We start from the raw sequence: 11,738 nt of genomic DNA, 5'->3' as shown, positions 1-11,738 counted from the left end.
ATATGCTGATTTTCTAACTGTATATGAATATATCCCAACTAAAGGTTGATTTTCCTACAAATAATAAGCATGCTATAAAATGTATTTTTTCATTAAGAATGATGATAGTTTCTACCTGATGTTCCAACTTTGAACGAAATTGCAGGAACAAAAATTGATCGTATGTTAAGTAGAGGAATAGGTGCTCCAGCAGGTCTAGATGAAGAAATAGCCAAAAAACTAGCAGATGCAATTTCAAAAGCAGCTCAAGATCCAGAGCATATCAAGCGTATTGATGACTTAGGTATGGAAGTAAACACGACAACTGGAGAAGAATATTTAGAAAGCTTAAAACAACAAGAGAAAAGTATAAGCGACATGAAGTCCGTATTTGGCTGGTAAAGGTATTATTAAATGTGACTAATAAAGGAGTTGCCTTTAGTTTGAAAGGCAGCTCCTTTATATATTATTTTATCTTTAGTTTAGACTAACAATATGTAAACCTTGATTTTTCAAATGCTCAATTATTCTTGGTAATGCTTCTATAACTGCCTGTGATTCGTGTAGTAAGATTATTGACCCTGAGGTTTTAGAATTGACAACATAATTAACAATTTCGTTTGCATTTTGACTTTTCCAATCTTCCGTATCAGCATTCCAAAGTACCATCTTGGTGTTCGTTTTATCCATTAATTCTATTGTAATTTCATTTTTAGAGCCGTATGGTGGTCTAAAAAGAGTTATTTTCTCCTGAGTTATATTTTCAATTAATTTGTTTGTATGTAAGAGTTCGTATTCCTGTTGTTCTACAGATAGATTAGTAAAATTGTGATGATGCATAGAATGGCTTCCAATAGAATACCCATTGGATTTGACATATTGAATAGAATCGTGATACTTCTCTACATTTTTTCCAATAAAAAAGAATGTTCCACCAACATCATGTTCCTTTAGAATATCTGTAATTTCCTTAGTGAATTTGGAAGGGCCATCATCGAAAGTCAGGGCAACATTTCCTTCCTGAATGCTAAAGTTAACGTTCTCACTTAGTTCTACTAAAGGCAGGACCGATTCTTGTTCGGGAATATTAGTTTTTTGAAAAGAGTCGGTTTTTCCTTTCAAACTAGCGATAGGTATTTCTATTTCTTGCGTTTTATTTTTTTTAAGTTCTTTACTATTTTCATTCGTTTCTGCCATAGATAAGAGTGAATTTGCCACAAGAACGATCGTCAAAACACTCATAAAGACTAAGGATACCCAGGCAAAACTTTGCAAAGATTTTTTATGTTTCTTTTTTTCAGGTTCAATAGATAAAGAATTGGCAATCGACGGTAAAAGAATCTGGCTATTTACTTCGTCAGTTTTAATAGCTTTTAATCCTTTTACGTATGCTTCTGAACAAGCAAAATAGATTTTTTCACTTTGATCTAGGAAAGTCCTTGTTAAATAACTAATATATTGATTTTTAGTTGAATCCCATGAGCTATAAAAGGATAGTCTGTATTTATGATGTTCACCAAACACAGTCAATGCCTTCAGATTCTCAGCTGTAAAATCATCAATTTTCCAAAGTAATTCTACATCTTTTTCAGTTGTAAATTTAATATGCAAAAATGATTGATCTGATTCTATATTGATTGATATTAATTCTACTAATTTTACTAGATAGACTGACATAAGTTGTCTCCTTTCTCTACTAGTGAATGGAGAGTTCCTTTTTTAATCTTTGTTAGTTACTTTAGTAGTGAATGAAAAAGACATTCTCTCAGTAAAATCATTGATTGTTTTCATTAATTCAGTTTTTTCCTCTAGTACTTGTGTATATTGTTCAATGGATTTTTGATTTTCAACTTCCAATTCTCTTATTCTCTCTTCCAGCTCTCTAATGGATAGCATGTTTTGATACTGATTATTGGAGGACTCTTCTTTAAGCATGTTGTATTTATTGATCTCTTTCTCAAGTTGAATTGAAATATTGTCAAAATCACTGCTTGAAGTGCTTTGATACTCCTTATAATCCTCTAGGAGCTGATCATAGCTCATTTGTTTGTTTGTAAGATTACTTTCAAGTGTACGTATTTCTTTATTTTTGTCTTGAACAAGTTGTTCTTTCTTTACCAAATCATGCTTTAAACGACTATTTGATTCATTTGCAGTTTGTAATTGTTCTTCGAGTCCTTCATTTTTATAAAACATCAATTGGCGATCATTTAGTAGGTTCTCTAACGAAACAATTAAATCTAAAGATAACTTATCTTGGTTATCTTTTGATAATATGTACTTTTTACTAGGCTGTTCTGGAGGAAAGGAATCCTCCATATTACTATACTCTTCTATTAGCTGAATAGAGACTTCTTCTTTTCCTTTTTGTTCTGTTTCGGGAAAATGATTTTGATTTGTAAGAACTCCCTTCAACCAACCCATTGACTTATTTTTGTTATCACTTGACATAATTTCAACTCCTAATAATTTTTTAATAATATTGCAAAAAAATAATTCTTCGTAAAAAATGATACAAAGGTAATTGGTTAAAAATAATAAAAATACATTCAAAACTACTTATGTCCTAATTCTATTGTATGATTCCATAGAATAATGTCAACATAATATGGTAACTTTATAGAATATTGTAAAGAATGTACTGAAAAGAAGTTTAATAACTGTCGAAAAATTTTCAAATTAAATTAATATAAGTTAATTGACATAGGAACAATATCATAAATTGACAGATATATTTTGGAAAATGTGGTATATTTAACGTTATTATAAGATTTCAGAAAAATAAACAGGGGGAATTTTATGTCATCTTCAAAAGTTTTAAAGTGGGTCACCGGTGGCCTTGAAGCAATTTTAGGAATTCCTATTCTAGGGGCAACAATTGTACTCTCATTTTTATGGATACCATTATTTGTGATGTTAATCCTACATATTATTACTCTAGTAATTACTAATAAGGAAGGAGGGTCTACTACTGGCAGCATATTGGGAATAGTTACATCTTGTATCGCGTGGATTCCCTTTGTTGGAATGATCATGCATATACTTACAGCTATTTTCTTAATGATTGACGCATCAAAATCAGATAATAAAGAAAACCAATTTGTGTGACTTTACAAGTGAAAAGGCGTCCATCAACATGATAGACGCCTTTTTGCAATTTTAAATTTGTTTCTTCTAATAGCTTCGTACAAATAAACCTTCTGTTTCCGACCATTCACAATAAGCAATTTTCTTGATATCAGTAAACCCTTGTTCAGAAAGCTTTGTTAATAACCACTTTTTATCTTTACCTATATAAGTTAAGATATCCTCTTTTACTACACCCTCATCTATTAGGAGCACTGTTGGATCTTGATTAGTTGCCTTTGTTGGAAAATCTCCGTTTTTTATTGGCTCATATTGAATGTATTTATTAATAGTTAAATCGCCTCCAGGTTCTAAAAACAAATCCTTTACTTCGCGGAGAGAAAACACACCTTGTTTTCTTAAGGCAGACCGTAATTGTTCCATCTCTAAATGATTTTTATTAAACTTCTTCATATCAAGCTTACCATCACTGATGAGCTTAACAGGTTCTCCTTTTAATAGAACTCGAATAGGGTCCCATTTTTTAGTCGCTTTTTCAATTAAAAATATTAATAGTGCCCAGGTTGTTATAGCCAAAAGGAAATGAGAAATTTTCACTTTTTCGTCAAAAATACTTTCTTCAAGAATTCCTCCTAATACAAGTGTATATATGACATCATATGGAGTTAGCTGAGCTAGCTCTTTCTTACCTAGAATGCGGATTACAGTCATCAACGCTAAAAGACCAACAACTATTTTGAAAACTATATCAAGGTACATACTTGTACACCTCCGTGAAGCAATGTTACAAGAATATACCCCTTATTAGTTATTTTAAGCATTCTTTAGTTTCATCCGATGAATTCTCATAGTATAATGAATTGTCATTACACATATAATCTTATGTTTTACCATCTGAAAATGCTGAAAAGAGCACGATTAACGATGATATTTAGAAGGCGAGTGTTATAACTATGAAAACAATGACAGTAAAAGATATTGTCCACAGGTTTTCGTTTGAGGTGTTAAGTGGACATGGTCACTTAAACCGCGTATTAAAGCAATCTAAAGTGCGACGTCCTGGTCTTGAATTTATGGATAAATTTGATTTTATAGCGACAGATCATGTACAAATATTGGGGAAAAATGAAATAAACTATTTACATACTCTTTCTGAAAACGAATCAAAGCTACGCATAGGGAATATTGTACGTTATGATCCACCATGTATCGTTATAACATCCAATCAAGAGGAGCCACCTGGTTTAATCTCCTATTGTGTGGAGGAGAAAATTCCTGTATTACGTACTGCTGACTCTACAAGTGAAGTCAGTGAGAAAATTGATGCTTTTGTCATTAAATCGATGGCACCCGAAATAGCTATACATGGTGTATGTGTCAACGTTTCGGGAATGGGTATTTTACTACGTGGTAAATCAGGGGTCGGAAAGAGCGAAACTGCCCATACGTTGATTGGTAGAGGTCATCGTCTAGTAGCAGACGATATTGTCGTATTGAAAAAGTTAAGTCCTCAAACCCTATTAGGATCACATAATGAAAAGAACAAGGAATTTTTGGCGTTACGCAGTATCGGATTGCTAAACGTTGTTCGTCTTTATGGAAGAAAGGCGTTTCAAGAAGAAACAAGGATTGCACTTGATATTGAATTAACAAAGTGGGAGCATAATGCGCTGAATAATGAGTTAGAGCTGGAGACGAAGTTTATTGATTACATGGGGGTTCAAATCCCGCATATTCAAATTCAGCTACAGCCTGGACGTGATGTTGCTGGTTTAATTGAAGCAGCAGCAAATAACTGGTATTTAAAACAACAAGGGTATAGTGCTGCAGAAGAGTTTGTAAAACGACTCGAGAAAGATTTTGATGAACCAAAGTCAAATTAATTTAAAACCATTCTTATCTCCACTTTTACCTGGTGGGGGAGGAATGGTTTTATTAATTTAACACCTCGTTTACAATATATTTGTATAATAAAAGGGTCTTCTTTTTGAATTTTCACATAAATAATTCTAGACATGTAAGAAAACCTAACATATACTTATTAATCATATCATTCGATGTGAAGAAAAATGAATGGGGGAATTGAATGTCTAAGAAAAGAGTAGGGCTATCAGATGTACTAGAGGTTATACCTAAAGTGTTGCAAATTTTTTTGAATTTCTGTTTAGTGCTTTTGGCACTAATATTATCATTCCTCCTCATCAAAGAGCTCACTATCTTTGTAAAGATGTTGATGGTGGAAGGGAGCAATGACTACAAGCAATTCCTCGCAAATATCCTCATTTTCTTTTTGTATTTTGAATTTATAACAATGATTGTAAAATATTTTAAAGAAGACTACCATTTTCCGCTACGTTATTTTTTGTATGTTGGAATTACCGCTATGATTCGACTCATTATTGTAGAGCATGACCACCCTATAGACACATTACTGTATTCAATAGTTATTTTAATATTAATAATCGGATATTTTATTATGAATGTTACTCCTTTAGAAAGACCGAATCGTCACTGGTTTTTTAAGAATACGGAGGAAATAAAAAGAGGCACCCTCCCTAGTTGAGGATGCCTCATTCTGTTAAAAAACGCTTGAATTCTTCGTTTCTGTAAATCGTTGGATTGTTGATAATTTCTTATACTTTATTTAATCCACCGTAACAGAAAGCTCTTTTACATGTAATGAAGGTGAACCATATCCGCCTGGAAGGAAGTGGAGGTCGGTTCCAATTTCTTCTATCCCCTTTATTAAATCAAAGAAATTACCTGCAATAGTCATTTGTTTGACAGCAGATGATATTTTTCCATCTTTAATATGAAAACCAGTTGCTGCTACGGAGAAATCTCCTGAAATTACATTCGTCCCTGAGTGAAGCCCTGACAAACCTGTTATCAAAACACCTTCTGCGAGGGAAGATACAAGGTCTTCCTTCGCTCTTTTTCCAGGTGCAATATACATGTTCAAAGGGGCAACGGTCAGGGTGCTTTTGTAAGATGGTTTATGAGCATGCCCGGTTGTTTCGCTTCCTTCCATTTTAGCGGTTTTACGGTTATGCAGAAGAGTCTCGAGTATTCCATTTGAAACAATGGTGCGTCTTTTGGTCGCCACTCCTTCTCCATCAAAATTTGAGCCCGCTACTGCTTCTGGATGGAAAGGGTCATCAAGTAATGTGAATAAATCGTTTGCGACCTTTTGTCCAACTTTGCCTTTTAAAAGTGATTGGTCCTTTTGCGTGTTTTCTGCCGAGAAAATCGGTGAATATGTGGCAAGTAGTGACCCTGCTGCATCGTTTCGCAAAATAATTGGGTATTTACCTGCAGGAATTGATTTCTCGCCAAGATTAGATAGAGCTTCCTCAGCTACCATTTTTGCGATGTCATCAGCATTCAAAGAATGAAAATCTCGAGTCATTTTAATGTAACTACCTGTCTTCATTTCTTCACCATCTTTTGCAACAGCAGAAATGAAAATGATGAGTCCGTTCTTTTTTTCGTTCAATGAGAGGCCTTTACTGTTTGTTAACAATCTCTCTCCAGAAAAGTCTTGCAAAATACAATAGTTTAACGTGATGATTCTAGGATCGTATGCCAATACTTTCTTTTCAATTGATTTGATAAAATCAATTTTGTCAGGAATTTGGACTAATGCTAGCTCTTCACTATAGAAATTATGGCCAGCATATTCATCACTACCTTCAAAAATATCTGTACCATCATTATCGTCCAGTACTTCGGCATTTTCTTTCGCTCTTTCTATTAAAAATAGAATAGAGTTTTCATCCACTTTTTCTGTATACGCGTACCCCATTTTCCCGTTATATAGACCTCGTAGACCAAATCCTGCGTCTTCCGAAGTTTCATAGCTATCAATTTCTCCCTCAAAAATCATGCATTGGAAGGATTCAGATCGTTCATAATATATTTCAGCTTCGGTGAAACCAACGTTTTTTGCTTTATTAAGAAGTTCTTCTTGAAATTCAGTAATATTCATTTTTCTAAACTCCCTTCGTACCACCAACTGTTATTTCACTGACACGTATCATTGGCTGCCCGACATTAACAGGAAGGCTTCCGCTTGTTGCACCGCACATTCCTGCACCATGGGCAAGATTATTTCCAACACGATCTACAAGCTGTAATGTTTTAGCGCCATTACCAATGAGTGTTGCACCTCGAACCGGACGATCTATTTTCCCGTTTTTCACAAGGTACGCCTCCATAACTGCGAAATTATAATCACCTGTTGCAGGATTTACTTGACCTCCACCCATGTATTTTGTGTAAAGTCCATACTCAGTGGAAGCGATAATTTCCTCAGGTGTTGAAGTACCAGGTGCAATATACGTATTAGTCATTCTAGAAGTTGGATTGAAACGATAAGATTCACGACGAGAAGAACCAGTTGCTTCTGATTTCATACGGCGTGCATTAAACTTGTCAATTAAATAGCCCTTTAATATACCATTTTCAATCAATACATTTTTGCGTGTTTTTTCACCTTCATCATCTATATTGAGAGATCCCCATTCGTTTGGTAGGGTACCATCATCTATATAAGTCACGATATCTGGTGCAACCTTCTCGCCTATACGGTTAGCAAAAACTGAATTATTCTTTGCTACAGAAGTCGCTTCCAATCCGTGTCCACATGCTTCATGGAAGATAACCCCTCCAAACTCATTGTCAATAATTACCGGAAATTTACCACTTGGACATTCATCCGCACCAAGCATAGTTACAGCGATTCGTGCAGCTTCACCTGCATAATGTTCAAGATTAAGATTTTCGATAAATTCAAACCCTGCATGCGCTCCTGGCCCATAAAAGCCGGTCTGCATTTCTACTCCGTCAGTAGCAGTAGCCTGAATAGATAGTCTACTGTGAACTCGGGTATCTTCAACAAATTTACCTTCCGAATTTGCAATCAGTACATTTTGTTCCTCATCGAAATAGCGAAGACCAACTTGTTGAATGCGTCCATCATAATTTCTAGCGATTTCATTTGCTTTCCGAATGATAGCGACCTTCCTTGCATGTTCAACCGTTTGTGGCATTTGTGCAATTTGGTGAATCGGATTATACAGCTCTCTTTGTAGCGGGTGAATAATTCCGTGGGATCCCCCTATTATGGCATGTGCTGCACGCTTTGCAGCTAATAGTAAACCTTCTTCCGTAAAGTCAGTCGTATAGGTATAGATACTTTGAAAACCTGAAAATATTCGGATACCTACTCCAAAATCACGACCGGAAATACTTTTCTCTATCTTTCCACTTTGCATTTCCATTCTGTTCACATACTTATCTTCAATGAAAACTTCCGAAAAATCACCGCCCGTCGATAGAGCAGCTTCCAATACATTTTCTATAACTGATTGTTTTATCAATTTTCCATCCCCCTTCTACTTTGGATTATAGCGTATGATTTTTGTAAATACACTTGGAAATTTGATAATTTAGTATTTTTTGTGATTTCAGATAAAAAAATTAGTAAATCATTGCGAGCACAATTAATGTATGAAACGTAGCCGAGAATATTCTTATTTTCATTATTTCTTTTAATGTTTGATCATTGACGCTTGGAGTGTGTATATAACGATCAACTTATCGAGTTATTTAGTGGTATGTATCCTGTCCAAAACCTCCTGTAGTAGTGGCGGAATAAATGAAAAGAGTGGGATTCCCACTCTCTTACATCAGTAATTATTATTCATCAAGTAATTAAATTTTTTTCAAAATAAATCAAGAGAAGGGGATAGCTTTAATTAATTTAATATATCTTTCTTTTCATTCTAAGTCGCTTTGGGGCAGGCAAAAAAAACTCATTTTACTTATAACGGAGATTTCGCTTCATAAGTAAATGAGTTATTACGGGCAAATGTTAAATTATGAATTAATAGAAATAATGTTTATGGATAGTTTGTGAGCAGAATGTATATCACTCAATTACTTCAAACCAAAGTTTTGATTTATCTTCGGGGTCCCCATTGTAATTAATGGTTAATTCTTCCCCGTTATTAATATCATCTATGGCATAAAAGTCAATGGATAGATTTTTTTTATTATTAACAAATCTTACATTAGGAGTATAGGAATGATTAAAAAGTGCTCCATATCCAAGTGCGATTGCAGTACGTTTACCCCAATGGAAGCAGTAATTTAAAAGTATGGTTTTCTTCATATATTTCCATTCATTTCTAGGTGAAACTATAACAGGTGATACCTCGATGAGTTCATCCTTTTTAATGTCACGTGTAGCAAATAATCCTTTTCCATACTTCCCCGTTTCTTTAATACAAAAGGGTCCCACTGTGAAAACTCCTTTCTGTAATATTAAAAGCGTATCAAAACTATATAAATATTATTTATTTAAGATTCTTTAATTGCTCTTTTAAATAATTATTTCGGTCACGAATAAATTGAAAAATGATTTCTGGCTCATTATCAAAAATATCAACCTTATTATTTTTATAAGGATCTAGAAGGAGATTGGGACGGACTAATTGATGTAAATCTAGTACTTTATTTTCCATGTACTTAACCGTAAACTTAGTTTCCAAGATTTCTTCTAATACTTCTTTATAAAGCCTTCGAAATTCCGGTAATTGGATGAGAAGATATAATAGATGATTTCCTTTTTTGCCTTCAATAGGAACGTAAGTATGCTCCATGATTCCACCGCTGACTTTTCGACCCCAAGTCGCATCATAATCCCAAGGGAGTATTTCGAACATACGTGTCTCACTATTGCGATAAAGGGCGTAGTTGTGAGTAAAACCGTCGTTGTTCATTGTGCAAATTGCCCCGACCAACCAGTTCAAGTATTTGTCCATATTAATATACTGGGAGACTTCTTCGAGAAACTTAGATTGTGGCGTCGTATTTACGATGGTAATCAATTCATGAAGAAAGTCATCGTCTGATGGATCTCCTGACGCTTGTATATAGCCGTCTAAAAGCGATTCCTTTGGCTTCTCGTCTCTAGTAAAGGAAAAATTTGCATCATTGTTGATGGCATAATAAATGGGACCAGCTGGTAACCCTCTTTTTTTCAAAAATAGATCATCTACGGATTCCAATTGAAGATATACCCCTTTAAAAGTTCCGTTTCTGTAAAAGTTTATATGCTGACTTTCTGGAGAAAGAACACCAAGGTCTTGAAAGAAGTCGAGCGATAGTTTATTTCGAATAAGAGACGGATCTCTGTATTCTGCATTAAGATGTATTTTACGAGCTCCAAAAAACATTTCAGAATCGAAATCAATCACATAGGATCGTTTTCGAAACTTTCGTGTATAAGCACCGCGATAGGCAATGTTTATATCATAAACGGTTTTATCAACCTTCAACTTGCTGGAAACAGAGTCATCATTTCTTAGATTCTTTCTTAAACGGTTTAGGTCTTCTTCTTTAATCTTTAAGAAATAAGAAGGAATTAGATTTGACATGTAATCACCTCCTGCTATTTAATGGCTAGTAAAATGCTATGCTATGGCTGGAGCTGACTACTAACATAGCCTTAGTACTTTTCTTTTTACGAGGGCTATGTTAGTAGTCAGTAAAATGAATAGAATTTAGCATTAATCAACTACTTAGGATTAAAAGCTTCCCTTAACCTAATGGAAATTGATTAAAGGAAGGCTTCTAACTTTTTCTTTTAAATGGGTTTATAGTAAATGTGGTTTGTGAAGAAGAGCTACTTGAAGACGAGCTACCAGTAGACGAACTACTACTATTTCCTTTTGCCACGTGAGCTACTACTTGAAGAACTTCTTGAAGACGAGCTGTGGGTAGATGAACTTCCAGTAGACGAGCTACCAGTAGACGAACTACCAGTAGACGAACTACTACTATTACCTTTTTTGCCATGTGATTTACTACTTGAAGAACTACTTGAAGAAGAGCTGTGAGTAGATGAACTTCCAGTAGACGAGCTACCAGTAGACGAACTACCACTATTACCTTTTTTGCCATGTGATTTACTACTTGAAGAACTGTTTGAAGACGAGCTACCAGTAGACGAACTACTACTATTACCTTTTTTGCCATGTGATTTACTACTTGAAGAATGATTTGAAGAGCGACTAGAAGAGCTACTTGAAGAGTGACTTGAAGATGTAGAACCAGTAGACGAGCTTCCAGAAGATGAACTACCACTATTACCTTTTTTTCCTCCCATAACAGGCACCTCCTTAATAACAGATTTAGATTATAATACGCAACGTATTTATTGTTGAAGGGACAAATAACTCAATCAATGAAAAGACATTTCGTTGTTATTTAGAGACATAATTATTTCCCCTCCAAGAATGATTTACCTAATGGCGTAATGCTACGACTTGGGTGTAGTCCTTTTATAGAAAATTATTGAATTGGGTATTATTCTTCCTACTGATAAAATCAGTTTTCATATTTCTTGTGTACAGCCATAAAGCGACAATGGCTGTTATATCACAATCGTTATGATGCCTTCTGGACGAACTCTTAGACGTTATAGAGGATCGACAATCGCATCTCCCGATTAGTTGTTCTCACTTGCAAGTCCACGGATCGAGCAACCCATCCACAACCTAAAACGAACAAAGAAAAGAGAAGGATATGAAGTAAGTTTTTACGATTTATTTTTCGTTTTTATCCCTCCATTAAAATCCTTAGTAAAGTTAAGAGGACCGATAACT

At 34.6% G+C, this 11,738-nt stretch carries 11 protein-coding genes and 1 pseudogene; 4 read left to right on the top strand and 8 right to left on the bottom strand.

The window, feature by feature from the left end; genetic code table 11:
- Positions 1 to 123 precede the first annotated feature (123 nt).
- A pseudogene (locus P2Q73_RS19345) lies at positions 124 to 381 on the top strand (hypothetical protein); the annotation flags it as partial.
- A 75-nt stretch (positions 382 to 456) separates the two neighbouring features.
- Here P2Q73_RS19345 and P2Q73_RS19340 read toward each other — a convergent pair.
- Positions 457 to 1,656: a polysaccharide deacetylase family protein gene (locus tag P2Q73_RS19340; protein ID WP_056827349.1), complete on the bottom strand. Its 1,200-nt coding sequence runs from the start codon at positions 1,654 to 1,656 to the stop codon at positions 457 to 459.
- Between the two features lie 42 nt (positions 1,657 to 1,698).
- Positions 1,699 to 2,430, bottom strand: a complete 732-nt coding sequence (locus P2Q73_RS19335; RefSeq protein ID WP_056827345.1) for a hypothetical protein — start codon at positions 2,428 to 2,430, stop codon at positions 1,699 to 1,701.
- Positions 2,431 to 2,778: 348 nt separating this feature from the next.
- Between P2Q73_RS19335 and P2Q73_RS19330 the strand changes: the two genes are divergently transcribed.
- Complete coding sequence (locus P2Q73_RS19330) at positions 2,779 to 3,087, top strand: hypothetical protein (RefSeq protein ID WP_053590065.1); 309 nt, start codon at positions 2,779 to 2,781, stop codon at positions 3,085 to 3,087.
- 66 nt (positions 3,088 to 3,153) lie between these two features.
- On the opposite strand, the gene P2Q73_RS19325 is transcribed toward P2Q73_RS19330, so the two are convergent.
- Entirely contained in the window at positions 3,154 to 3,825 is a 672-nt protein-coding gene (locus P2Q73_RS19325; RefSeq protein WP_275790216.1) for a DUF421 domain-containing protein, read from the bottom strand.
- 194 nt (positions 3,826 to 4,019) lie between these two features.
- Between P2Q73_RS19325 and hprK the strand changes: the two genes are divergently transcribed.
- On the top strand, positions 4,020 to 4,949 hold the full coding sequence (gene hprK / locus P2Q73_RS19320) for an HPr(Ser) kinase/phosphatase (RefSeq protein ID WP_056827340.1): 930 nt from the start codon (positions 4,020 to 4,022) through the stop codon (positions 4,947 to 4,949).
- Positions 4,950 to 5,152: 203 nt separating this feature from the next.
- Entirely contained in the window at positions 5,153 to 5,629 is a 477-nt protein-coding gene (psiE, locus tag P2Q73_RS19315; protein ID WP_275790212.1) for a phosphate-starvation-inducible protein PsiE, read from the top strand.
- A gap of 81 nt (positions 5,630 to 5,710) precedes the next feature.
- Here the strand turns inward: psiE and P2Q73_RS19310 are convergent, their stop codons facing one another.
- The 5 genes from P2Q73_RS19310 to P2Q73_RS19290 form a co-directional block, all read right to left on the bottom strand.
- A complete protein-coding gene (locus P2Q73_RS19310; protein WP_275790209.1) occupies positions 5,711 to 7,054 on the bottom strand; it encodes a TldD/PmbA family protein in 1,344 nt (447 codons plus the stop codon).
- Between the two features lie 4 nt (positions 7,055 to 7,058).
- Positions 7,059 to 8,447: a TldD/PmbA family protein gene (locus P2Q73_RS19305; protein ID WP_275790206.1), complete on the bottom strand. Its 1,389-nt coding sequence runs from the start codon at positions 8,445 to 8,447 to the stop codon at positions 7,059 to 7,061.
- Positions 8,448 to 8,998: 551 nt separating this feature from the next.
- The gene (locus P2Q73_RS19300; protein ID WP_053590059.1) at positions 8,999 to 9,370 is read right to left on the bottom strand and encodes an SET domain-containing protein; all 372 of its coding nucleotides are present in this window, start codon (positions 9,368 to 9,370) and stop codon (positions 8,999 to 9,001) included.
- Positions 9,371 to 9,425: 55 nt separating this feature from the next.
- Positions 9,426 to 10,508, bottom strand: a complete 1,083-nt coding sequence (locus P2Q73_RS19295) for a CotH kinase family protein (protein ID WP_275790203.1) — start codon at positions 10,506 to 10,508, stop codon at positions 9,426 to 9,428.
- Between the two features lie 196 nt (positions 10,509 to 10,704).
- Positions 10,705 to 11,217, bottom strand: a complete 513-nt coding sequence (locus tag P2Q73_RS19290) for a hypothetical protein (RefSeq protein ID WP_275790201.1) — start codon at positions 11,215 to 11,217, stop codon at positions 10,705 to 10,707.
- Positions 11,218 to 11,738: the final 521 nt, after the last annotated feature.

The sequence above is a fragment of the Bacillus sp. Cr_A10 genome (genome assembly GCF_029222665.1).
In the GTDB taxonomy this organism is placed as follows: Bacteria; Bacillota; Bacilli; order Bacillales_A; family Planococcaceae; genus Psychrobacillus.
This window is presented reverse-complemented; position numbering and strand designations above follow the sequence as displayed.

Excerpts from the sequence above, each read along its gene's own strand:
- P2Q73_RS19295 (WP_275790203.1), bottom strand. The coding sequence starts at position 10,508 with ATGTCAAATCTAATTCCTTCTTATTTCTTAAAGATTAAAGAAGAAGAC.
- P2Q73_RS19330 (WP_053590065.1), top strand. The coding sequence starts at position 2,779 with ATGTCATCTTCAAAAGTTTTAAAGTGGGTCACCGGTGGCCTTGAAGCA.
- psiE (WP_275790212.1), top strand. The coding sequence starts at position 5,153 with ATGTCTAAGAAAAGAGTAGGGCTATCAGATGTACTAGAGGTTATACCT.
- P2Q73_RS19310 (WP_275790209.1), bottom strand. The coding sequence starts at position 7,054 with ATGAATATTACTGAATTTCAAGAAGAACTTCTTAATAAAGCAAAAAAC.
- P2Q73_RS19340 (WP_056827349.1), bottom strand. The coding sequence starts at position 1,656 with ATGTCAGTCTATCTAGTAAAATTAGTAGAATTAATATCAATCAATATA.
- hprK (WP_056827340.1), top strand. The coding sequence starts at position 4,020 with ATGAAAACAATGACAGTAAAAGATATTGTCCACAGGTTTTCGTTTGAG.
- P2Q73_RS19325 (WP_275790216.1), bottom strand. The coding sequence starts at position 3,825 with ATGTACCTTGATATAGTTTTCAAAATAGTTGTTGGTCTTTTAGCGTTG.
- P2Q73_RS19335 (WP_056827345.1), bottom strand. The coding sequence starts at position 2,430 with ATGTCAAGTGATAACAAAAATAAGTCAATGGGTTGGTTGAAGGGAGTT.